Origin of the sequence: Sphingomonas panaciterrae (assembly GCF_036890205.1) — a bacterium.
Lineage (GTDB): Bacteria > Pseudomonadota > Alphaproteobacteria > Sphingomonadales > Sphingomonadaceae > Sphingomonas > Sphingomonas panaciterrae.
This window is the reverse complement of sequence record NZ_JAKNQR010000001.1, coordinates 528104-550407: the sequence shown is the minus strand read 5'-3', so window position 1 is coordinate 550407 and position 22304 is coordinate 528104. Positions and strand designations below refer to the sequence as shown.

General features: G+C 67.9%; 19 protein-coding genes. 13 read left to right on the top strand and 6 right to left on the bottom strand.

Features of this window, described 5'->3' with window-relative positions; translation table 11 throughout:
- Positions 1 to 73: 73 nt before the first annotated feature.
- From ftsE to L8F96_RS02650, 4 genes are read left to right on the top strand one after another with little or no spacing between them, the layout of a single operon-like run.
- Positions 74 to 781, top strand: coding sequence for a cell division ATP-binding protein FtsE (gene ftsE, locus L8F96_RS02665; protein WP_334654949.1), 708 nt, complete (start codon positions 74 to 76; stop codon positions 779 to 781).
- Positions 778 to 1662, top strand: coding sequence for a cell division protein FtsX (locus tag L8F96_RS02660; protein ID WP_136451781.1), 885 nt, complete (start codon positions 778 to 780; stop codon positions 1660 to 1662). The genes ftsE and L8F96_RS02660 overlap by 4 nt, the downstream gene beginning before the upstream one ends.
- Complete coding sequence (locus L8F96_RS02655; RefSeq protein WP_046408643.1) at positions 1659 to 2198, top strand: YdcF family protein; 540 nt, start codon at positions 1659 to 1661, stop codon at positions 2196 to 2198. Before L8F96_RS02660 ends, L8F96_RS02655 begins: the two co-directional genes overlap by 4 nt.
- The gene (locus tag L8F96_RS02650; RefSeq protein WP_125945558.1) at positions 2195 to 2890 is read left to right on the top strand and encodes a lysophospholipid acyltransferase family protein; all 696 of its coding nucleotides are present in this window, start codon (positions 2195 to 2197) and stop codon (positions 2888 to 2890) included. Before L8F96_RS02655 ends, L8F96_RS02650 begins: the two co-directional genes overlap by 4 nt.
- A gap of 74 nt (positions 2891 to 2964) precedes the next feature.
- Here L8F96_RS02650 and L8F96_RS02645 read toward each other — a convergent pair whose 3' ends face one another.
- The gene (locus tag L8F96_RS02645; protein ID WP_334654948.1) at positions 2965 to 3873 is read right to left on the bottom strand and encodes a prephenate/arogenate dehydrogenase family protein; all 909 of its coding nucleotides are present in this window, start codon (positions 3871 to 3873) and stop codon (positions 2965 to 2967) included.
- Between the two features lie 49 nt (positions 3874 to 3922).
- Positions 3923 to 5020 carry a histidinol-phosphate transaminase gene (hisC, locus tag L8F96_RS02640; protein ID WP_125945559.1) on the bottom strand — a complete coding sequence of 366 codons (1098 nt, stop codon included), beginning with the start codon at positions 5018 to 5020 and terminating at the stop codon, positions 3923 to 3925.
- A gap of 132 nt (positions 5021 to 5152) precedes the next feature.
- Between hisC and metX the strand changes: the two genes are divergently transcribed.
- Genes metX through L8F96_RS02625 form a run of 3 tightly spaced genes read left to right on the top strand, consistent with a single transcriptional unit; the run spans position 5153 to position 7296 of the window.
- Entirely contained in the window at positions 5153 to 6271 is a 1119-nt protein-coding gene (metX, locus tag L8F96_RS02635) for a homoserine O-acetyltransferase MetX (protein ID WP_334654946.1), read from the top strand.
- On the top strand, positions 6268 to 6882 hold the full coding sequence (gene metW / locus L8F96_RS02630) for a methionine biosynthesis protein MetW (protein WP_334654945.1): 615 nt from the start codon (positions 6268 to 6270) through the stop codon (positions 6880 to 6882). Before metX ends, metW begins: the two co-directional genes overlap by 4 nt.
- 21 nt (positions 6883 to 6903) lie before the next feature.
- A complete protein-coding gene (locus L8F96_RS02625; RefSeq protein WP_136451785.1) occupies positions 6904 to 7296 on the top strand; it encodes a response regulator in 393 nt (130 codons plus the stop codon).
- Here L8F96_RS02625 and L8F96_RS02620 read toward each other — a convergent pair.
- The 4 genes from L8F96_RS02620 to L8F96_RS02605 all read right to left on the bottom strand — a co-directional run bounded on the left by L8F96_RS02620 (position 7280) and on the right by L8F96_RS02605 (position 13738).
- Complete coding sequence (locus tag L8F96_RS02620; RefSeq protein WP_334654942.1) at positions 7280 to 8797, bottom strand: sensor histidine kinase; 1518 nt, start codon at positions 8795 to 8797, stop codon at positions 7280 to 7282. The two genes, L8F96_RS02625 and L8F96_RS02620, sit on opposite strands and share 17 nt — an antisense overlap.
- A 98-nt stretch (positions 8798 to 8895) precedes the next feature.
- Positions 8896 to 11469: a hypothetical protein gene (locus L8F96_RS02615; RefSeq protein WP_334654940.1), complete on the bottom strand. Its 2574-nt coding sequence runs from the start codon at positions 11467 to 11469 to the stop codon at positions 8896 to 8898.
- Positions 11466 to 12596, bottom strand: a complete 1131-nt coding sequence (locus L8F96_RS02610; protein WP_334654938.1) for a CDP-alcohol phosphatidyltransferase family protein — start codon at positions 12594 to 12596, stop codon at positions 11466 to 11468. The genes L8F96_RS02615 and L8F96_RS02610 overlap by 4 nt, the downstream gene beginning before the upstream one ends.
- Positions 12597 to 12613: 17 nt before the next feature.
- Positions 12614 to 13738: a glycosyltransferase family 4 protein gene (locus tag L8F96_RS02605; protein WP_334654936.1), complete on the bottom strand. Its 1125-nt coding sequence runs from the start codon at positions 13736 to 13738 to the stop codon at positions 12614 to 12616.
- 408 nt (positions 13739 to 14146) lie between these two features.
- On the opposite strand from L8F96_RS02605, the gene L8F96_RS02600 reads away from it, so the two are divergent.
- The 6 genes from L8F96_RS02600 to L8F96_RS02575 all read left to right on the top strand — a co-directional run bounded on the left by L8F96_RS02600 (position 14147) and on the right by L8F96_RS02575 (position 21601).
- Entirely contained in the window at positions 14147 to 15490 is a 1344-nt protein-coding gene (locus L8F96_RS02600) for a glycosyltransferase family 4 protein (RefSeq protein WP_334654934.1), read from the top strand.
- Between the two features lie 110 nt (positions 15491 to 15600).
- Positions 15601 to 16707, top strand: a complete 1107-nt coding sequence (locus tag L8F96_RS02595; RefSeq protein WP_052742489.1) for a KpsE/RkpR family capsule polysaccharide export protein — start codon at positions 15601 to 15603, stop codon at positions 16705 to 16707.
- On the top strand, positions 16707 to 17504 hold the full coding sequence (locus tag L8F96_RS02590; protein ID WP_125945567.1) for an ABC transporter permease: 798 nt from the start codon (positions 16707 to 16709) through the stop codon (positions 17502 to 17504). The genes L8F96_RS02595 and L8F96_RS02590 overlap by 1 nt, the downstream gene beginning before the upstream one ends.
- Positions 17501 to 18991: an ATP-binding cassette domain-containing protein gene (locus tag L8F96_RS02585; protein ID WP_334654931.1), complete on the top strand. Its 1491-nt coding sequence runs from the start codon at positions 17501 to 17503 to the stop codon at positions 18989 to 18991. The genes L8F96_RS02590 and L8F96_RS02585 overlap by 4 nt, the downstream gene beginning before the upstream one ends.
- 79 nt (positions 18992 to 19070) lie before the next feature.
- Entirely contained in the window at positions 19071 to 20384 is a 1314-nt protein-coding gene (locus L8F96_RS02580) for a glycosyltransferase family 4 protein (protein ID WP_197075456.1), read from the top strand.
- Positions 20384 to 21601 (top strand): polysaccharide biosynthesis/export family protein, encoded by a 1218-nt coding sequence (locus L8F96_RS02575; RefSeq protein WP_125945569.1) that lies wholly within the window; start codon positions 20384 to 20386, stop codon positions 21599 to 21601. The genes L8F96_RS02580 and L8F96_RS02575 overlap by 1 nt, the downstream gene beginning before the upstream one ends.
- Positions 21602 to 22304: the final 703 nt, after the last annotated feature.

Genomic DNA, 22304 nt, shown 5'->3' with positions numbered 1-22304 from the left:
GTTGAAGCGGAAGGCTGCATCGTGCGATGGCGCGTGCAAGACATCGGTGGTTCAAGGGACAAGCAGCGCCGCAATGGCGAATATCGTGCAGTTCGAGAATGTGGGGCTGCGCTACGGGCAAGAGCCTGAGACGCTTTGCGATGTCAGTTTCGCGCTGGCTGCCGGTTCCTTCTATTTCCTGACGGGCGCGAGCGGCGCGGGCAAGACATCGCTTTTGCGTTTGCTGTACCTCGCGCAGCGCCCCAGCCGGGGCGTCATTCGCCTGTTTGGTGAGGATGCCGTGACCATGCCGCGCAGCCGCCTGCCGGGCTTTCGCCGGCGGATTGGCGTTGTCTTTCAGGACTTTCGGCTGGTGCCCCATCTGTCGGCGGCGGATAATGTCTCGCTGCCGCTCAGGATTGCAGGGATGCCGGAAGCCGAGATTGCGGAGCCGGTGAGCGAGATGCTGGCGTGGGTCGGGTTGGCGGAGCGCGCCGACGCGAAACCGGCGACGCTGTCGGGCGGCGAGCAACAGCGTGTCGCGATTGCGCGGGCGGTGATCGGGCGCCCGGAAATGCTGGTGGCCGACGAGCCGACGGGCAACGTCGACCCGGAAATGGCGGAGCGATTGCTGCTGCTGTTCGATTCGCTCAATCGGCTGGGCACGACGGTGGTGGTGGCCACCCACGACCTGCACCTGATGCACCGGGTGCCCGGTGCGCAGATGATGCGGCTGGTGAAAGGCCGGCTGCAGGATCCCACGGGGACGTTGCGTCACCCACCGGCACGAGAGCTGCCATGAGTGGGGCCGGCGAGCGAACCCGGCGCGTCCTGGACGAGGCGCGCGGGGTACGGGCGATGGTGTGGATCATCGCCATCATGCTGTTCCTGACGGTGCTGGGCGCGGCGCTGGGGCTGGCCACGCGCAATGCCGCGAGCGGGCTGGAGAGCCAGCTCGCCGGGCGCGCGACGGTGCAGATCGTGACCGGCGACCCGGCACGTCGCCAGGTGGAGGCGGACCGGGTCCTGGGCGCGCTTCGCCGGCTGGACGACGTGCGCGGGGCGACGCCGGTGGACCGCGGCGAACTGGCCGCGTTGCTGCGCCCGTGGCTGGGGGATGCGGGTGCCGACCCCGACCTGCCGGTGCCGACGATGATCGACCTGGAATTGGCAGACGGTGAGCCTGCCGCGCTCGCCCGCGTGCGTGCGGCGGTGACGAAGATCGCGCCGGCGGCGCGGGTCGATACGCATGAGGCGTGGATGACCCCGGTGGCGGATTTCCTGGACCTGATCGTGCTGATTGCGGCGGTGCTGGTGATCCTTCTAGCCGGGGCGACCGCTGCGGTGGTGGTGCTCGCGGCGCGCGCGGGGCTGGAGGCGCATCGCCAGACGATCGAGATCATGCACATGCTGGGATCGACCGATGTGCAGGTGGCGCGGCTGTTCCAGCGGCGGATCGCGCGTGATGCGGCGATTGGCGCGGTGATCGGCGGGCTGGCGGCGCTGGCGATGCTGCTGCTGATCAGCGCGCAGGCCGCGGGGCTTGGGTCCGAGCTGCTGGGGCAGGCGACGCTGGGGCCGCTGGGCTGGGCGACGCTGGCGCTGCTGCCGGTCGCCTTTGTCCTGCTGGCGGCGCTGGCGGCGCGGCTGGCGATCACCCGCACGCTGGAGCGCGTCCTGTGATTTCGCGGTTCGTCGGATTGCTGGCGGTGGCCTGGGCGCTGGGCTTCGCGGTGTTCATGCTGAGGCTGGCCGAGCCGGCCGAGCCCTCGTTGACCACCGACGCCATCGTCGTGCCGACCGGCGGGCCGGGGCGCATCCCCCGGGGGCTGCAGATGATCGACGAGGGGCGCGCGAAGCGGATGCTGGTGACGGGGGTCGCCACCGGGCTGCGCAAGGCGGACCTGATCGCCGCGAACGGGCATGAGCGGGCGATCGCCTGCTGCGTCGACCTGGGCCGGGAGGCGGTGGACACCAGGTCCAATGCCGAGGAGACGGCGCGCTGGATGCGGGAGCATGGCTATAAGTCGGTGCGGCTGGTGACGTCGGACTGGCATATGGCCCGCGCCCGGATGGAGCTGGGTGCGGCGCTGGACGGCGACGTCACGATCCATCGCGACGGCGTGCGTGCCGAACAGCCGCTGGGCCGGCTGGTCAACGAATACAACAAGCTGATCCTGCGGCGGATCGCCTTGTGGGCAGGAATCGACGGAATATGAACTGGTTACGCACGATCCTGTATCAGATCGTCTTTTACAGCGGGTCGGTGCTGATCGTGCTGGCCGTGCCGCTGGTGGCACCGTTCGGGCAGAAGGCGACAGTCCATCACGCGCATCGCTGGGCGCGGCTGAACCGCTGGGCGGCACGCGTGTTCCTGGGCGTGACGACGCGGGTCGAGGGGGAGATCCCCGAGGGTCAGTTCCTGTTCGCGGCCAAGCACCAGTCGATGTACGAGACGACCGAGCTGCAGCTGATCCTGGGCGGGCCGGCGATGGTGCTGAAGCGTGAGCTGAGCCGTATCCCTTTATGGGGTTGGGCGACCAAGCTGTACGGGTCCATGTCGGTCGATCGCGAGGCGTCGGCGAAGGCGCTGCGGCGGTTGATGGCGGAGGGCAAGGAGCTGCGCGCGCAGGGGCGGTCGGTGATCGTTTACCCTGAGGGAACGCGCGTGACGCCGGGGGAATCGCCGCCGCTGCGGTCGGGCTTTGCCGGGCTGTACAAGGCGGTGAACCTGCCGGTGGTGCCGATCGCGCTCGACAGTGGGCGGTTCATGCCGAAGAAGGGGCCGAAGCGGCCGGGCGTGGTGACGATCCGCGTTGGAACGCCGATCCCGGCGGGGCTGCCGCGCAAGGAAATCGAGCAGCGCGTGTGGCAGGCGATCAATGCGCTGGAGCCCGGCGCGCAGGGGTAAGCGCGGCCGCCGGGCGGGTGCAAATGGCCTCAAAGCGGCGGTGAGCGGCCGCCCTCTGGCGAATTTTGGCCGCGTCAGTCGTGCTTGCGGCCAAAGTCCGCGGCGGCATCATCCTGCCCCTGATCGACGATCGAGCGGCGGATCGTGCGGGTGCGCGAAAACAGGTCGAACAAGGTGTCGCCATCGTCCCAGCGGATCGCGCGCTGAAGGTGCGACAGATCCTCGCTGAAGCGTTGCAGCATTTCGAGCACCGCGTCCTTGTTGGCGAGGAACACGTCGCGCCACATCGTCGGATCGGACGCGGCGATGCGGGTGAAGTCGCGAAAGCCGCCGGCGGAAAACTTGATCACTTCCGACTGGGTGACCTCCGCCAGATCGTTGGCGGTGCCGACGATCGTATAGGCGATGAGGTGCGGCAGGTGGCTGGTCACCGCCAGCACGCGATCGTGATGGTCGGGGGCCATGATCTCGACCGTGCTGCCGAGCTGGCGCCAGAATTCGGCGACCCGCTCGGTCGCGGCGGGATCGCCATCGGGGAGCGGGGTGACGATGCACCAGCGGCCGCGGAACAAGGTGGCGAAGCCCGCCTCCGGCCCGCTCTGCTCGGTGCCGGCGACGGGATGTGCGGGAACGATCGTGGCGTTGGGCAGCGCGTCGCGCAGCGCGCGAACGACCTCTGCCTTGCAGCTGCCGACGTCGCTGACGATCGCGTCGGCAGGGAGATCGGCCGCCATTTCCGCCGCCGCCGCGCCCATCGCACCGACGGGGACGCACAGGATGACGAGATCGGCGTCGGTCACCGCGGCGCCGATCGTGTCGGTCACGTCATCGACGATCCCGAGCGCGTCGGCACGGCGGCGCACGTCGGGATCGGCATCATGCCCGACGAGCGCGACGGTGGGCATATAATGACGCACCGCACGCGCGACGGAGGAACCGATCAGGCCGAGGCCGATGATGGTAACGCGTGCGAAGGGAAGCATCATGCCACCTTGGGTCAGGCCGCGCGGGCCGCGAGGAACGGGAGAGTGATCATTCGGCGCCGGCGAGCGTGCGCAGCGCCGCGATGACGCCGCGGGTTTCATCCTCGGTGCCGATGGTGATGCGCAGGCCGTGGGGGAGACCCTGGCCGGGGAGCCAGCGGACGATATAGCCGGCGTCCATCAGCCCCTTGTACGCGGTCTCCGCGGTCAGATCGCCCTCGAACACCACCAGCACGAAATTGGCCTGGCTGGGGATGGCGCGAAGGCCGGCATTGCCGAGCTTCGCGATTTCGTCCGAGAACCATGCCCGCCACTTCGCATTGTGGGCGGCGGCGTTGGCGACGAAATCGGTGTCGCCGAGCGCGGCGATCGCCGCCGACTGGCCGGCGATGGTGATCGAGAAGGGCAGGCGGATGCGGTGCATCGCCTCGATCAGCGGCGCGGCGCCATAGCCCCAGCCGATGCGTTCGGCGGCGAGGCCGTACATCTTCGAGAAGGTGCGGGTGACGAGCACGTTGGAGGCACGTTCCGCCAGCGCCATCGCCCCGTCATCGTCCGCGCCGTCGATATATTCGGCATAGGCATGGTCGAGGACGAGCAGGATGTCATCGCGCAGGCCAGCGTGAAGCCGCTCGATCTCGCTGCGCGGCGCATAGGTGCCGGTCGGGTTGTTGGGGTTGGCGACGAACACCATCGTGGTGCGATCGGTGACGGCGGCGAGGATCGCGTCGACGTCGGTCGCATAATCCTTGTCCGGGGCGATCACCGGCGTCGCGCCGGTACGGCGGGTCGCGATCGGGTATACCGCGAAGCCGTAATTGACGTAGATCACCTCGTCACCCGGCCCGGCGAAGGCGCCGGCGGCAAGGTGAAGCACCTCGTCCGAGCCATTGCCGTAGATGATCCGCGCGGGATCGAGCCCGTGCTTGGCGGCCAGCGCCTCGCGCAGATCGGCGGCGCCGGCATCGGGATAGCGTTCCAGGCTGGTCGCCGCGGTGGCGAATGCCTCACGCGCCAGCGGGCTGGTGCCGAGCGGGTTTTCGTTGGAGGAAAGCTTCGCGACCTTGCGCCCATCCTCGGTCGTCGAGCGACCGGGAACATAGGGCGCGATCTGCATGATCCATGGCTTGGGAGCGGGTCCGTTCATGGCGCGGGCGTGTAGCGGGGGGCGGCGCAGGTTGGCAATGTGGCGGCGGCATTTCGGTGCACGCAACGCGGCACCAAATGTTCGGTACACGAATGGTTTGCTTGCGCCGCGCACAATGCTAGCGCGCACAGCATGTCCGCCGACGACCAGCGTTTCGGTCTCCAGCGCCACGTGATCCTGCCCGGCCCGCTGCCGCTTGACGGTGGGGGCCAGCTCACGCCGGTCGAGATCGCCTATGAGACCTATGGCACGCTGGCGCCAGATGGCGGCAATGCGGTGCTGATCTGCCACGCGCTCACGATGGACCAGCATGTTGCCGGCGCCAATCCGCGCACCGGCAAGCCCGGCTGGTGGACTCAGATGGTGGGGCCGGGTCGCCCTGTCGACACCAACCGTTTCTTCGTCGTGTGCGCCAACGTGCTGGGCAGCTGCATGGGTTCGTCCGGGCCGGCGACGATCAACCCGGCGACGGGCACGCCGTTCGCGATGAGTTTCCCGGTCATCACGATCCGCGACATGGTGCGCGCGCAGGCGATGCTGCTCGACCATCTGGGCATCGGGCGGCTGAAGGCGGTGATCGGCGGGTCGATGGGCGGGATGCAGGCGCTGAGCTGGCCCGCGACCTTCCCCGATCGGGTCGAGGCGGCGGTGATCATCGCCTCGGCCGCGCGCCATTCGGCGCAGAATATCGCGTTTCACGAGGTCGGCCGGCAAGCGGTGATGGCCGATCCCAATTGGCGCGGCGGCGATTATTACGGCCATTCGGCGCCCGCCGCGGGGCTGGCGGTGGCGCGGATGGCGGCGCACATCACCTATCTGTCGGAGGCCGGGCTGACCGAGAAATTCGGTCGCAAGCTGCAGGCGCGGGAGGCCAAGACGTTCGGCTTCGACGCCGATTTCCAGGTCGAGAGCTACCTGCGGTACCAGGGCATTGCCTTTGTCGATCGGTTCGACGCCAATTCGTACCTCTATATCACCCGCGCGATGGATTATTTCGACCTGGCGGAGGAGCATGGCGGGCTGCTGGCCAATGCATTCCGCCAGACGCGCGCCCGCTTCGCACTGATCAGTTTCGATACCGACTGGCTGTATCCGACGCGCGAGTCGCGCAGCATCGTCCATGCGCTGAACGCGGCCGGGGCGCCGGTCAGCTTCGTCGAGCTGTCGAGCCCCTATGGCCATGATGCGTTCCTGCTCGATTCGCCCGAGATGAACCGCGTCGTCGCCGGATTCATGGGGACGGGCGCATGACGCCGGGCGCGGGCAATCTGCGCGCCGACCTGGCGATCATCGCCGACCATGTCGCGCCGGGCAGCCGCGTGCTGGACGTCGGATGCGGCGACGGGGCGCTGATGGCGGCGCTGCGCGATGGCAAGCAGGCGGACGCGCGCGGGCTGGAACTTGACCCCGGCAATGTCGCGGCGGCGGTGGGGCGCGGGCTGAGCGTGATCCAGGGCGATGCCGACGTCGACCTAGCCGGATACCCCGATGCGAGTTTCGATTACGCCATCCTGAGCCAGACGCTGCAGACGTGCCGCGCGCCCGACGTGGTGCTGCGCCACCTGTTGCGCATCGGCCGCCACGCCTTTGTCAGCTTTCCCAATTTCGCGCACTGGCGCGTGCGGCTGTCGCTACTGTGGGGCGGGCGGATGCCGGTGACCCGGCTGCTGCCCGAACGCTGGTACGATACACCGAACATTCATCATCTGACCGTAGATGATTTTCGAGCCCATCTGCAGGATCAGGGAGTTGCCGTGGAAGGCGCCTGGTTCCTGTCGGGTGACAAGAAAACGACATCGGCCGCAGCAAATATCCTGGCAGAACATGCGATATTCCTGCTGCGGGGAACGAAACACCCTTAATCTGTGTTGCGCAATCCAATCATGTCCAAGACTGCACTCATCATTGAAGACGAAATCTTCGTCGCGCTCGATCTGGAGCGGATATTGACGGATGCCGGCTATGTGGTCGCCGGAATCGCTGCCGACAGCGATCAGGCACTGGCCGCGGCGCCCGGGTGCGAGATCGCCTTCGTCGACATCAACCTGCGCGACGGGCCGACCGGGCCGCAGATCGCCGAGCGGATCGCGCGCGATTATGGCGTGAAGGTGGTGTTCGTCACCGCCAATCCGGCGCAGATCGGCATCCCGTCAGAGGCATTGGGCTATGTACGCAAGCCGTTCAGCGACCGCGCGATCCTGGCCGCGGCAGCGCTGGCGAGCGGGATCGGCGAACCGGCCGACGACGAAGTGATCCGGATCAGCCGGACCGGCTGAACGAGGCGACCGGCGCCTCCATCACCAGTTCTAGGCCCGTCGGCCGCCAATCGCGCGTGACCGCGCCGCCGAGCTGGCGCACCGCGCTCAATTCAATCAGCTGGGTGCCGAAGCCCGCGGCGATCGCGCTTGCGTCGATGCCGGGGCCGCCCTCTTCGCGCCAGAGGATCCGCGCCGTCGCTTCATCGCGGCTGATCGCGATCCACACGCGGCCGCCGGCGACCGAGAGCGCGCCATATTTGCTCGCGTTGGTGGCAAGCTCGTGGAACAGCAACGCCAGCGGCGTGGCCGCGCGATCGTCGACTGCGATATCGGCGCCGCTGATGACCAGCCGCTCGCCGGGATGCGCCTGATAGGGGGCGAACAATTGCTCCAGCAGGCCGCGCAGGCTGTCCTGATGCGCCGAGGGGCGCGAATGCGGGCTGTGCGGACGGACGAAATCATGCGCCTTGCCGAGCGCCGCGATGCGCGCGCGCAGGTCCGCGGCGAGCGGCACCAGTTCGGGATGGGCGCGCGCGGCGAGCTGGATCAGCCCGCCGATCACGGCGAAGATGTTCTTGATGCGGTGCGACAGTTCCTGGCTGATCACCTCACGCTCTTCGAGCGCAAGTTTCTGCTCGTGAATGTCGGTGCAGGTGCCGAACCAGCGGGTGATCCGCCCCTTTGAATCGCGGATCGGCAGCGCCCGGCCGAGCACCCAGCGATAGGTGCCGTCGAAATGGCGCAGGCGATATTCGATCTGATAGGCGTCGCCAGTGGCAAGGCTGTGCTGCCACACCTGCCACGCGCGGGCCTGATCGTCGGGGTGGAACATGTCGTTCCAGCCCTCGCCATCGGTGGTGCCGGCCGGCGCGCCGGTGAATTCATACCAGCGTGCGTTGTAATAATCGTGATAGCCGTCGGGCAGCGTCGACCAGACCATCTGCGGCATGGTGTCGGCGAGCGTGCGGAAGCGTTCCTCGCTGTCGGCGAGCGCGGCGCGCTGCTCTCGCTGTTCGCGCGCAACGCGGCGGGCCTCCAGCCGGGAGATGGTGGCAGTGGCGAGGATTTCGAGGCCGCGGCGCTGGAAGTCGTTGAGCGGCGCGCGCGGCGACGTGTCGATCACGCACACCGCGCCGAGCGGCGTCCCCTCTCGCGAGACGAGCGGGGCGCCGGCGTAGAAGCGGATGAACGGATCGCCGGTGACGAGCGGATTGTCGCGAAAGCGCCCGTCTTGCGTCGCATCGACGACTTCCATCACGGCATGGCCGTGCATCGCGTGGGCGCAGAAGGATTGCGAGCGCGGCGTGCCGTCGACGTCGAGTCCGACGCGCGACAGGAAGAACTGGTCCTGCTGCTCAACCAGGCTGACCAGCGCGATCGGCGCCTGGCACAGCTCGGCCGCGAAGGCGGTGAGATCGTCCAGCAGGCCTTCGTCGCGCGCACCGGCGAGGTCATAGAGCTCCATCACGCGGGCGCGTTCAAGCTCGTCGAGTTCGGGCAGGGAGGAGAGCGTAACCATTCCTTCCGGGAAGTTCGGGTGGGGATCAACCGACGAAGGGCGAGGTTGATCCCGATCATGAAGCGGCGCCGCCATGGCCTGGTGGGAAAGGTGGGTGGTCAACGCGGCGCCCTGGTCACTGGATCAGCAATTGCCGTGCCGTGAAAGGAAAGATGCATCCAGTTTGCCCCGCCTGAAACCTTCGGCCGAGCGCTAGCATATTGCGCGCGGCCGTTCGAGTATCGCCACCGCGCCGGCTCGCTGATCGTGCGCGTTACGCCTTTTGGGGTGATCGCGACGCGCAGGGGAAGCGCCTCACCGGCGGGGATATCGAGCAGGGCGCGGTCGAGATGCGGGACGAGGCCGAGCGCCGCCCAGGGCTGGGTTTCCGAATTGGTCTCCCCGGCGTTGAACGAGGTGCGCACCTCGATCAGGCCGTCGCGATAGTCGGCGGCACGCAGCAACGCCTGGGTGGCGGTGGCGGCGAGCTGTTGCAGATGGGCGCGGGTGGCGTCGGGAAGAGCGAGGCGGCCGGTGGTGGCGGCATGGTCGATCAGGTGGAACGCCCGCAGCGCCAGACCGAGCTTGTAGGTCCAGAAGCCGGTGTCGACGAGATCGTCGTCGTCCATGCTCCGGCTGATGACGATCGTGGGATGATCGAGCGGGTCGTTGCCGTAGCTGGAGCTGGTCGGGGTGGCGATGCGCAGCGCGGTCACGCCGGCCGCGATGGCGGCGGCGAGGGCGGTGCTCGGCGGCTCGGTGCAGGCGCGGCGGCCGAGCGCGAGCAAGGCGGCGCATTGGCTGTCGAGCTCCGGCCGCCAGGGCGCGTCGGGAAGGCCGCTGCCGAAGACGGCGGCGTCCGGATCATCGGCGACCGGGGTCTGTGTGTCGAGGAGCAGGTTCGTCAGCCGGTCGGCAAGGCGGTCATAGCCGGCGTCGGGATGGACGCGGGCGATCGTGTCGAGCGAGAGGGTGACGAAGGCGAGGCCGCGCACGAAAATCCGTTCGTGAACGTTCGGATCGTCGGGGCGCAGGTGATCGCGGTAGAGCGACAGGTGCCGGTCGTACCAGGCGCGCAGCGTCGTCATGCGATCGGGCGGCACTGTGCCGTAGGCGTTCGTGCTGGCGAAGAAGAGCCAGGTGGCGACTGCGTTCAGCTCCACCCCGGTATCGTAGGACATGCTGGGATCGCGGCACCAGCCGCCGTCGCCGGCGTCGTGGATCAGATCGCGATACTCGGCCGCCCGGTCATAATAGCCGCCGGTCGTCACGAGCCGCGTGTCGCGTACCACGAAGGGCGTGCGGCGCGTGGCGGCGCGGCCGCGATAGTGAAGGCGGAGGCCGGTCAGTTGCTCGTCGTTGGTGACGGCTGAGAGCTCCGTCGCGGCGTCGGCGGGCGCCATGTGCACGCCCACGGCATGGCCGGGCAGGCTGCGGCTTTCCCACAGGCACAGATAGGGCATGGCGGCGGCCGACAGCGGCAGGGAACCAAGCGCGGGAGCGATGTGCGGCTGGGACGTGCTGCCGAGCGTGGTGAGCGTGTCGAAATGCCCGAGCTGGTCGAGATCGCCCAGCCCCGGGGTGACGGTGATGTCCTTCAGGGTCACGAAGCGCGCCGGCCGGACGGCGAGTTCGAACCCAATGGTGCTGCGGTCTGCCGCGAGCGAGTAGGTACAGGTCACGGTGGCAAGTTCGCGAGTGACGTCGCCGGGATCGCGAATGGTGCTGACATGGCGCAGCATCACGCGGTCGCCGTCGTGCTTCACCTCCTGCGCGAAGATGGCGGCGGCGAGGTCGCAGGTGACCGGCCGGCCGCGCCAGCTGGCGGTCAGCGTGCCGGGGACGAAGCAGACGATCGGGCGGGTGCGCCCGTCGTTGAAGCGGATCGCCTGCTGGATGCGGCCGCGCGAGAGGTCGCCGAAGGTGATCGTGAAGGGCGTCGCCACCTTGAGATCGTGCGGATCGTCCGATTCCACGCGCAGGTCGGCGGGGCCGATGCGGCGGTGGATGAGGCCCGCCGGGGACAATGCCATCACCAGATCGATGAGGCGCGGGGCAAGGTCGGGCTGCTCCGCGGCCAGCGTGGGGAGGCAGAACAATTCGGCCACCTTGCCCGCGTCGTCGCCCCAGAACCAGCGCGTGCCGGCAAAGGGCAGCGCGGTTTCGGCGACCGCGACGAGGCCGCTGTCGTCGCTGACCTGCTGCACCAGATCGCGCGCAATCAGCCGCGCCATCGCCGTCAGTGCCTCATCGGCGGACAGTTCGGCGTGCGGCGTGGTGGTGGCGGCGACCAGCGCCGGTGAGGCATGGGTGCGGGCCCAGGCGATCATCGCGGTCAACGCGCCGGTGTGCGCCCGGTCGGCGGCGGCCCCGGCGCGATCGGACGGCGCGAGGACGATGAACACCGCATTGGCGAAGACGGGGCGGTACAGGATCAGCAGCGGGTAGAGGCTATCCGCGGGGATCGAGGTGTAGTCGCCCTTGTGGATCGCGATCGCCGCAAACCCCTGCGCGATCGGATCGGCCATGTCCTGCGGGCAGATGGCGCCAGGAAAGGCGTGGTGAAGCGGTGCGGGGACCACCAGCCGTGCGGTTTCATCGGCAAGGCCGGTCAGGAAATCATGCAGGCTGCGCCATTCGGGATCGCTCAGCGTGGCGGCGAGATCGGGGGCTGACGGCCCGGTCGCCGTCAAAGCGAATAGCCCCCGCGCAATGCGCCGTCGGGATGCTTTGCCGCCGCTGCGTGGCGGCGACTGGTGCGCACCAGGACGGTGACCGTCACCACCAGCCAGCCGGCCGCGACGATGGCAAAGGCGAACAAGGCGAGACGCGTCAGGCCAAGGATGATCAGCAGCGCGGCCACGGCGGCAAAGAAATCGCGCATGGTGAGCCAGATCAGCCACTGCATGACGGCGGACCGCCGCTTGCCGACATGCCCCTTGATGACGTCGAAATTGACCGGCTGGCCCGATGCCTTGGCCCGCCGCCCGATCAGGAACAGGCCGCTGGCCAGCATGACCAGCCCGGCCGCGCCGGCGAGGCTGGCGGACACATCGTCGCTCAGCGCCAGATTGACCGTCACGCCGGTCACGAAGGCGAGGTTGGTCAGCGCGTCGACGAGGCTGTCGAGCATGGCGCCGCGATCCGAGGTGCGCCACGTCGCGCGCGCCATTTCCCCGTCGACGCCGTCGAAGATCGAGGCCGCCTGGAAGAGGATCGCGCCCAGGATCAGCCCCGGATGCCCGCCCAGCAGCAGCGACAGGATCATCGCCAGCCCCAGCGTTGCGGTGCCCAGGGTTGCGTGAAACGGGGTAATGCCCGGGCATCGCAGCAGGGTGCGGGTGATCCGCTGCGAGATGGGGCGATTGAGGTAGCGCGAGACGATGCCGTCCGTCGGCTTGCCGGTGCCGGCGATGATCGTCCGGCTGGCGTGGCGCAGCGCGAGCGCGGGATCCTCAGCGCCCCAGGTGACCGGGGCGAGGGCCGACTGGACGGTGGCGGCAACATCCCCGCCGGGGGCGAGATCTGCCAGGGCGGCGACCAGCGCCTCGCCATCGATGCGGAGCGCGCCGGGGGCGGGCGATCCGCCGAGCACGAGGTGCAGGCCCAGGGCAAGACGCCGGCATTCGGCGCGGCAGCCGGCGCCGGGCGTCCACGATGCTTCGGCGGTGATGATGCAGCGGATATCCTCGCCGGCAAAAGCCTCCGCCACGCCGCGCGCCGCGCGCGCCGCAGCGGGAATGCCGGCCACGCGGTATTCGGCAGCGGCCGCGCTGCGGAAGACCATGTCGATCACGGACAGGCTGTCTGCTTGGTTCACGGGTACTCGATCTTCCATCATCGCGACACGGTCTGGCGGTAAATGCCGATCATGGTCGTCGCCGCGCTTTCCCAGCTCAGCTCGGCGGCGCGGGCCAGCCCGGCGCGGCGCAGGTCGGCCGCCGTCCGGCTGTCATCGACCACCGCAACCAGGGCCTGCGCGATGTCGGCCGGATCACGGGGATCGACCAGGCGAGCGGCACCGCCCGCCACCTCGGGCATGGCCGATACATTGCTGGTGATGACCGAACAGCCGCATGCCATCGCCTCCGCCACGGGATTGCCGAAGCCTTCATACAGCGATGGGTGGAGAAAGGCACTGGCGGCCGAATAGAGCGACAGCAGGACATCCTCCGACACCGCCGAGAGCAGGTGCACGCGGTCCGCGATCCCCAGCTCTGCCGCCAGGCGGTGCAGCCGCCGCACGCCGGGGCCGGCGCGCTGCACGATGACGAGATCGATGTCGGTACGGTCGCGAAATGCGGTCGCGAAACCGGCAATCGCACCTTCATGGTTCTTGTACGGCGCATATTGGCCGGTGGTGAGAACAAAGCGCCGATCCGGATGCAATCCGAGCGCCGCCAATGCAGGCCAGTCCGGGGCGACCGGGCGAAAGCGTGATGCGACGCCGGAGCGGGCGATATGCACCCGCGGCGCGGCGGAGGGATCATGCGTGACGATATCGCGTGCGGTCGCCTCGCTGACCGCGACGATCGCATCGGCGGATCGCAGCGCGCGCCGGATGCCGTGGCCGTAGAACAGGCGGTCGATCGTGCCGCGCAGGCCGGTGCGGCACCAGTCCGGATGGGTCAGCCACATGATGTCGTGCACCGTCGTGACGCACGGGACGGTCAGCCGCGCCGGCATGATGTTGGACGGTGCGTGGAACAGGTCAATTGCTGCCATGTCGATGAGACGCGGCAGCCACCACATGCTCGCGGGGCCGTTCGCCGCCTGGGGCACCACGACTTCGGTGACGTTGGCGGCCGCGCTGAGCGGGCCGGGATGCGCCGGGTTGCGCAGCAGCAGGAAGTCGAGGTCGGGCGCGCGGAGCGGCATCAGATCGATCAACCCCCGCAGCACCTCAGCGATGCCGCTGTAGCGCCTGCCAATGTAGCGGCAATCGATACAGATCGTCGTCAAGCTGCGTTCACCCGCCGTGTCCAGCGAGGGCGAGGTCGCGCCGGAACATCAGGAGTCGCTGCCGGGTGGATCGTGTGGCGCGCCCCCGGGGAGTGCCCGCCCGGTGCTGTGCCCAGGACGCTGCACGATCCGACGCCGCCTGCTGACCATCAGATCGTGCACGCGCGGGCGAAAGCGACATGTCATGCGGCGGATGTATCCCCCCGCGAACCCCGAAGAACTAAGGGAGTTTCACACTTGGCAGGGGGCCCGAATCCGCCGTGAGGCGGCGGTGCGCGATGAAGGGCGCGACGTTGCCCAGGGCAGTTTGCGAGAGAAAAGCGTATATTGGGGTTGGGCCGAAGTAAGTATAAGCTGCGATATCGGCCAATACACTCGCGTGGCATTCAGCACAGGGAGGGGACGGTCGTGAAGCCTGACCAACTTCTTTCTGTGTACGACGATTGTCCGGCGGCTTGGGAACGGCGCGATGCGGCGTCCGGTGATCATCTTGTCGCGGCCATGCGCCACGCCCTGGCGGCAGCGCGGCCGCCGCCGGATGCGGGGCGGGCCCTGCTGCTGGATGTGACGCGGTTGATTGCGTGCTGCTGGACCGGCCGGTTGCCCACCGGCATCGACCGGGTCTGCTACGCCTACCTCCACCATTATGCCGGGCGGGCATCGGCCGTGATCCAGCACCGCGGCTTCATCCGTGTGCTGGATCGGCGGCACACGGACGCCCTGTTCGATCTGCTGCGCGATCGGCGCCGCGGCTTCCAGGCGCGCATCGCGGCGTTTGCGCCGCGGGCCTTGGCGGCGGGGAGCGCGCCGCCGCCCGGCGCGACCTATGTCAACGTCGGCCACACCGATTTCGACCTGCCGTCGCACACGCGCTGGATCGGGCGGCACGGGCTGCGGCCGGTGTATCTGATCCATGACCTGATCCCGATCACCCACAAGCAGCTTTGCCGCCCCCATGCGGTCCGGCGGCATCTGGGCCGCGTGGCCAATGCGTTGCGGCATGGCGCTGGTATCGTCGTGAGCAGCCAGGCAGTGGCGGAGGACTTGCTGCGCTTTGCGCGTGAGTGCCGGCTGAAGCCGCCACCGCTGCTTGTCACACCGCTGGCGGGGGCGACGTTCGAGACGCGCCGCGGCCTGCACGGGGATGCCGAGCGGTATTTCCTGTGCGTGGGGACGATCGAGGGGCGCAAGAACCATGTCCTGCTGCTCGAAGTGTGGCGGCGGCTCCGCCAGCGGATGGGGCGGGCGGCGCCGCGGCTCGTCATCGTCGGGCAATGGGGGCGGGGCGCCGAACAGGTGCGCGACATGCTGGCGCGCGATCCCGACCTGGCCGAGCATGTCGTCCGGATCGACCATTGCACCGACGAGGAACTGGCAGGGTTGATGGCGGGGGCCTGCGCCATGCTGATGCCGACGCTGGCGGAAGGATACGGACTGCCGATGGCGGAGGCGCTGGGGCTGCGGCTGCCGGTGATCGCCAGCGACCTGCCGTGTTTCCACGAGGTGGGGAAGGGGATCCCCTGTTTGCTCGACCCGCATGACGTGGAGGCATGGGCGGCCGTGATCGCCCGTTTTGGTGACGATTGCCCGCGGTATCGGCGCCAGATCATGCAGGTTCGGCGGTTCCGCCCGACGACTTGGGGCGATCATTTCGACCGCGTCGACGAATGGCTGCCGACGCTGGAGCGCGGGGAAGACGGGGAGGCCGCGCACCCGGCCGCGCCGATCGGGGAGTGCGAGGATGTGGCGTGAGCGGAAGGAGGTGGCTGCTTGCCCGATGATCGGTCAGCCCAGGAAGGGCGAACGACACAAGCATGGTTGCCGATCTGGATCCTAGCCAACAACGACCGGGGGGTTCGAGATTGACCAATAACCTGCTGGTACGGCTGAGACGCCTTGGTCCGATTTTCCTGATCGCGGTCGTCATCCCGACGCTTGGGGCGTTCCTCTACTTCGGGCTGTTCGCCAGCGACGTCTATGTTTCCGAATCGCGCTTCGTCGTGCGCAGCCCGAGCAAGGCGGCGGTCACGTCGCTGGGGCAGGTGCTGAGCAGCGGCGGGCTGACCGGGGCGAGCGAGGAGAGCAATGCGGTCATCGAGTATCTCGAGTCGCGCAGCGCCGTTGCGGATGCCAATCGCGCCAACCTGCTGAGCCGCGCATGGAGCGATGCCAAGATCTTCGTGCTGGACCGGTTCGGCGGGCTGCGGGAGCCGAACCGCGAGCGGCTGTATCGCTATTACCTCGACAAGGTGACGGTGGAGGATGAGCCGACCACGCAGGTCGTCCACCTGACTGTCCGCGCCTTTGCCGCGCCCGATGCGCAGGCGATCAACGAACGGCTGCTCGAGCGATCCGAAGCGTTGGTCAACCGCCTGTCGGACCGGGCGCGCGGCGACGCGCTGGCGCTGGCGAACCGCGAGGTCGACGAGGCGCAGCAGCGTGCGCGCAACGCGGCGATCGCGCTGGCCGATTACCGCAACCGGTCACGCATCATCGATCCCGAGAAGCAGGCCGCCGCGCGGCTGCAGATGGTGTCCAAGCTGCAGGACGAGCTGATCGCCGCGCAGACCCAGCTGAAGCAGATGGAGACATACACCCCGCAGGCGACGCAGATCCCGTACCTGCGCACGCAGGTGGCCTCGTTGCAGCGCGAGATCGCGGCCCAGACCGCCAGCATCGCCGGCGGTTCCGGCTCGCTGTCGTCGACCGCTGCGCGCTATCAGGTGCTGCTGCTGGATTCTGAGCTGGCGGGCAAGCAACTCGCCGCGGCGCTGATCGGGCTGCAGGATGCGCGCGCCGAGGCGCGGCGCAAGCGCGCCTATGTCGAGCGGATCGCCGAGCCCAGCCTGCCGGATTATGCGGTCGAGCCCAAGCGGCTGCGGGGGATTGTCGCGACCCTGCTGCTTGGCCTGCTCACCTGGGGCATCCTGTCGGTGTTGCTGGTCGGCGTGCGCGAGCATCGCGACTGATGGACCGGGCCGCCACGCCCCCGTTGCGCGAAAGCATGCGCGTCCAGGTCCGCATCCTGGGCGCCTTGCTGGTGCGCGAGATGCTGACCCGCTACGGCCGGCACAACATCGGTTTCCTGTGGCTGTTCGTCGAGCCGATGATGTTCACCGCCGGCGTGACCGCGCTGTGGACGGCCAGCAAGTCGGTCCATGGCAGCGACCTGCCGATCGTCGCCTTCGCGCTGACCGGCTATTCCAGCGTGCTGTTGTGGCGCAACATGCCGGGGCGGTGCATCGGCGCGCTGTGGAGCAACCTGTCGCTGATGTACCATCGCAACATCCGCGTGCTGGACATCTATGTCGCGCGGATCCTGCTGGAATTCGGCGGCGCGACCATTTCCTTCGCGACGCTGAGCGTGTTCTTCATCGCCCTCGGCTGGCTGAAGCCGCCCGAGAATGTGCTGGAAGTGGCGGCCGGCTGGCTCATCATCGCCTGGTTCGGCGCTGCGCTGGCGATCACGCTGGGCGCGCTGTCGCATGAGAGCGAGCTGGTCGACAAATTGTGGCACCCGGCGTCCTACCTGATCTTCCCGCTGTCCGGCGCGGCGTTCCTGGTCGACGCGCTGCCGGAGGTGGCGCAGAAATATGTGCTGCTAATCCCGATGGTCCACGGGACCGAGATCGTGCGCGAAGGCTATTTCGGGTCGCGCGTGAACGCCCATTATGACCTGGGCTACGTCCTGCCATTCTGCCTGGTGCTGACCTTTGTCGCGCTGGTCGCGACGCGCTGGGTCGCGGCGCGGGTGGTGCCCGAATGATCCGGCTGAGCGGCGTCCGGAAGGTGTATCGCACGCGGTTCGGCGACAATGTCGTGCTCGACGGCATCGACCTGGAACTGCGCATGGGCGAGCGGCTGGGCATTCTGGGACGCAATGGGGCCGGCAAGTCGACCATGGTACGGCTGATCAGCGGCGCCGAGCGGCAGACGGCGGGGCGGATCGAGCGCACCATGTCGGTATCCTGGCCGCTCGCCTTTGGCGGGGCGTTCCAGCAGAACCTGACCGGGGTCGACAATGTGCGCTTCATCAGCCGCGTGTACGACCAGGATTTCGCGCGCAACCTGGCGTTCGTCGAGGATTTCTCCGAGCTTGGGCCCTATCTGCGTGAGCCGGTGCGGACCTATTCGTCAGGCATGCGCGCGCGGCTGGCGTTCGCCATTTCCATGATCATCGAGTTTGACTGCTTCCTGATCGACGAGATCGGCGCGGTCGGCGACGCGCGGTTCCATGATCGCTGCAATTACGAGCTGTTCGGCAAGCGCGGCGACCGGGCGATGGTGCTGATCTCTCACGATGCCGGCTATGTCCGCGATCACTGCAACCGTTTCGCGCTGCTGCATCAGGGCAAGCTGGCGCTCTATGACGATTTCGAAACGGCCTACGGCGAGTTCCGCGAGCGGATCGGCCTGATCGCCGCGCCGGTGATCGACCATTCGACCACCGCCGATCGCGGCGCGCTGATCGAAGTGGCGCAGCACCGCGCGTTACAGGACGAGCGGTTCACGATGCTGGTGCGCGAGGGCGACTGGCTGCGCGACGAACGCCGCTGGGGCGAGGCGGAGGAGCGTTATGCCGCCGCGCTGGCGCTGCATCCCTATCAGCGGTCCTATTGGGTGCAGCATGCGCATGTCGCCAAGGAGGATGGCGACTTCCAGCGCGCGGAAGCCTCCTATCGCACCGCCTGCGCGTTCGGCGAGCCGGTCCATGACGTGATCGAGCATCTCGCCTTCGTGCTGTCGCGGCAGGGGATCGAACCCGCCGCATGGCCGGTCCACCCTTATGTAAAGGGGCCGGTGAAGAACCAGGTGCCGGGAGGACCCGACATCACGGTGCTGGCGCGCCTGTTGTGGGATGAGGAGGCGCCGGAGACCGAAATGGTCGCGCTGCTGCGTCGCCACGCCACCTTCGACGACCTGCTGTTCGACATGCTGAGCCATGAGCGCGTGCGCGGCGTGCACGAGCCGTGGCTGCGCCATGCTCGCGAGCATGGGGTGATCCCGCGCGACCTGGCGCACGGTGGCGGCACCGAGGGATCGGCGGCGGGAAGCGACGCCGCCGACTGGGCGCGGACCGTGTGCGTCATCGCGCTGTCCGAGGCGTCCGATGACACTCGTCAGCAATTGATCGACGGCATCGTCGCGGGACAGGCGCCGCTGCCGCTGCTCATCACCCTTGGCGGCTTTGCCGATTGGCCGCTGACGCAGGCGGCGTTGCAGCACCTCGTCGAGCCGCAGACCGAACAATGAATGGCCGAACAATGAGCGCCCGAACAATGAGTGGCCCGAACAATGAGCGGCCCGCCCCATCCATCATGGTAGTTGCCCAATGAAGAACATCCTGATCGACGGCTATAATCTGGGGCTGGAAAAGGGCACCGGTGTCGCCACTTACGCGCGCAACCTCAGCTATGAGATCGGGCATCTGGGCTATCGCACGTCGGTGCTCTACGGCAATCGCGCCGCGCCATCGCGCCAGCCACTGATGCGCGAGATCGCGTTCTTCGACAGCAATGTGGGGGAGCGCAACCGGTCGCTGGAGATCATCGAGCAGTTCCACCGCGCGCTGCTCGGCCCGCTTGGCCATGTCGCGGCGGAGGTGCCGATCACCGGCAAGGTCATCGCGCGGCAATATAGCGCGCGGATGCCGCATTATGACACGCTCTACAATGCGACCGACGTGTTCAAGCGCTCGCAGAGCGCGTTCAAGCTGTGGGGGGAGGTGTCCAACGTGCGGCTGCCGGTGCGGCCAGACCTGGTGCACTGGACCTATCCCATTCCGCTGCGCGTCAAGAAGACGACCAACATCTACACGCTGCACGACCTGGTGCCGCTGCGGCTGCCCTATGCGACGCTTGACCACAAACGGCGCTATTTCAGTCTCCTCAAGAAGCTTGATCGCACGGCGGATCACTTCGTCACCGTGTCGGAATGTTCGCGCCGCGACCTGATCGAGGTGGCGGGGATCGCGCCGGAGCGGATCACCAACACCTATCAGTCGGTCGACATCCCGGCCAAGTATCGGGACAAATCCGACGAGCAGGTGGCGCGCGAGGTGGAGGGGGCGACCGGCACCGGGTTCAAGGAATATTTCCTGTTCTGGGGCTCGATCGAGCCGAAGAAGAACATCGGCCGGATGCTTGAGGCCTATCTGGCGAGCAAGGTCGATACGCCGCTGGTGATGGTGGGCGCGCAGGCGTGGAAATCGGAGCAGGAGCTTCGCCTGCTCGACAATGCGAGCCTGGAATGGTTCCAGATCGCCGACCGCTCGATCCTGCATCGCAAGCGGGTGATCCAGCTGCAATATGCACCCTTCAGCCTGCTGGTGAGCCTGATCCGCGGCGCCAAGGCGGCCCTGTTCCCCTCGCTGTACGAGGGGTTCGGCCTGCCAGTGCTGGAGGCGATGTCGCTGGGGACGCCGGTGCTGTGCTCCGACACCTCGTCGCTGCCCGAAGTGGCGGGCGATGCCGCGCTGATGATCGATCCCTATGACACGGCGGCGATCAGCCAGGCGATCCGCACGCTGGATGCGGATGACGACCTGCGCGCCGAGCTGTCGCGGCGCGGCCTGGAGCAGGCGGCCCGCTTCAGCCCCGCCATCTATCGCGACCATCTTGCCGCCTTGTATCAGAGGTTCCTGTGATGACCCGGCACACGCCACGCTATTTGACGCCCGCGCACCCCACTGGCGCGCGCCGGCTGCGGCGATGGATCGCGGGCACGATCACGCTGGCGATGCTGTCCGGGTGCACGGCGTTCGGCGGGTCGGGGCCGTCCACCGGCGCGGTGAAGCGGGCCTATAAGGAAGGCTATGCCGCGGCCGATATCCAGGTGATGGATCTCGACAGCAATGTGATCCAGCGCGTGAGGGCGGCGACACAGTCGCAGCGGTTCGCGCAGGTATTCGGATCGACCCCGCCGACCGCGACGGTGATCGGCAGCGGCGATATTCTGGACGTCGCCGTATGGGAGGCGCCGCCGGCGGTGCTCTTTGGCGCGACCAGCGTCGATCCGCGGCTCGCCGCCAACCCGATGGTGGCGCAGAGCGCGGCGATCCCGCAGCAGATGGTCAGCGAGGAGGGCACCATCTCGGTCCCGTTCGTCGGCCAGCTGGCGGTGCGCGGGCGTACGCCGCAGCAGGTGGAGCGGCTGATCATCGCGGGGCTCGCCGGGCGGGCGCACGCGCCGCAGGCGGTGGTGCGCGTGGTGCAGAACGACAGCCGCGCGGTGACGATCCTGGGCGAGGTCGCGGCGAGCCGACGGATGCCGCTGACCGGGCGCGGGGAGCGGCTGCTCGACGCGCTGGCGGCGGCGGGCGGCACGCGCCAGCCGGTGGGCAAGATGACGGTGCAGCTCGCGCGGGGTGGGCGGACCGCGATCATGCCGCTGGAAACGATCATCGCCGAGCCGGCGCAGAATGTGACGCTGGCGCCGGGCGACGTCGTGACCGCGCTGTTCCAGCCGTTCAGCTTCATTGCCCTGGGCGCGGTGGCGCAGAATGCGGAAGTGCCGTTCGAGGGTGGCGGCCTGTCGTTGGCGCAGGCGCTGGGACGGATCGGCGGGCTGCGCGACGATCGCGCGAGCGTGCACGGCGTGTTCATCTTCCGCCTCGAGGATCCGGCTGCGCTCGCCCCCGAGGTCGCGGCGACCGCGCGCCGGACGGCGGATGGTCGCATCCCGGTGATCTATCGCCTCGACATGAGCAACGGCACCGCCCTGTTCGCGGCGCAGGATTTCCAGATCCGTAACCGCGACGTCTTGTATGTCTCCAACGCGCCGCTGGTGGATTTCCAGAAGTTCCTGAACACCGTGTCCAACGCCGCCTTCTCGATCATCGGCATCGGTAATGCGCTGAACTAGGCGGGGCGCGGCGACGGTGGTGGCGCGCACCATGGACCTCGCGGGAGATCCTCATTCTCTGGGCTGGTCGCGGTAGGTAGAACGGGCACAAAAAACGGGGTCGTAGTGACAGACTGCGGCCCCGGGATCAGAGAAGTCGAATAGGGCGTGGGCGCAGTTCGCCTGCGCCACGCGGCCTAGAACGGGAATGACGGGTAGCGTCTTGTAACTAAGGCTGTAACTTTAACGTTTTCAGTGAGATCGGTTGTCTAGTCTCGTCTGAATTGCAACTTACTGGCAGGTCGGCGCCGTTTCGAACCGCTCCTTTGAGCGCTCAGTCGACTTCGAAGTTAATCTTCGAAGTCGACTGAGCGCAACCGCCGCAGGCGGCTGCCGGCGTCCCTGAGAACCGACCCCGCTGAAGTCTGCCGCGCTAACGACTTAGCCTTGCAGATGTCCCATCGATCTGCGACGAAAGCGCATCGCCGATTACAGAGCGGCGATGGGGCGTGGAAACCCCTCGAAGGCATGTCTCGGTCATTCAGTGGCCGGGTGGCATGCGCGCATGTCCAACCGGCTGGCCGGTAAAGGCGCATGCGCCTGCGCCTTCGTAGGTTTCCAACACCCGGCTTGAGCCGGTCCGCTCCATAACAATGTTGGAGGACCGAGCTTGCACTTCGATATTACCGGAACAATTCGTCCTGAGGACCTCGAGAAGGTAATT

What these genes read in the sequence shown, in the direction of transcription:
- ftsE (WP_334654949.1), top strand. Translation starts at nt 74, where the DNA reads ATGGCGAATATCGTGCAGTTCGAGAATGTGGGGCTGCGCTACGGGCAA.
- L8F96_RS02660 (WP_136451781.1), top strand. Translation starts at nt 778, where the DNA reads ATGAGTGGGGCCGGCGAGCGAACCCGGCGCGTCCTGGACGAGGCGCGC.
- L8F96_RS02650 (WP_125945558.1), top strand. Translation starts at nt 2,195, where the DNA reads ATGAACTGGTTACGCACGATCCTGTATCAGATCGTCTTTTACAGCGGG.
- L8F96_RS02645 (WP_334654948.1), bottom strand. Translation starts at nt 3,873, where the DNA reads ATGCTTCCCTTCGCACGCGTTACCATCATCGGCCTCGGCCTGATCGGT.
- hisC (WP_125945559.1), bottom strand. Translation starts at nt 5,020, where the DNA reads ATGAACGGACCCGCTCCCAAGCCATGGATCATGCAGATCGCGCCCTAT.
- metX (WP_334654946.1), top strand. Translation starts at nt 5,153, where the DNA reads ATGTCCGCCGACGACCAGCGTTTCGGTCTCCAGCGCCACGTGATCCTG.
- metW (WP_334654945.1), top strand. Translation starts at nt 6,268, where the DNA reads ATGACGCCGGGCGCGGGCAATCTGCGCGCCGACCTGGCGATCATCGCC.
- L8F96_RS02625 (WP_136451785.1), top strand. Translation starts at nt 6,904, where the DNA reads ATGTCCAAGACTGCACTCATCATTGAAGACGAAATCTTCGTCGCGCTC.
- L8F96_RS02620 (WP_334654942.1), bottom strand. Translation starts at nt 8,797, where the DNA reads ATGGTTACGCTCTCCTCCCTGCCCGAACTCGACGAGCTTGAACGCGCC.
- L8F96_RS02590 (WP_125945567.1), top strand. Translation starts at nt 16,707, where the DNA reads ATGGACCGGGCCGCCACGCCCCCGTTGCGCGAAAGCATGCGCGTCCAG.
- L8F96_RS02585 (WP_334654931.1), top strand. Translation starts at nt 17,501, where the DNA reads ATGATCCGGCTGAGCGGCGTCCGGAAGGTGTATCGCACGCGGTTCGGC.
- L8F96_RS02580 (WP_197075456.1), top strand. Translation starts at nt 19,071, where the DNA reads ATGAAGAACATCCTGATCGACGGCTATAATCTGGGGCTGGAAAAGGGC.
- L8F96_RS02575 (WP_125945569.1), top strand. Translation starts at nt 20,384, where the DNA reads ATGACCCGGCACACGCCACGCTATTTGACGCCCGCGCACCCCACTGGC.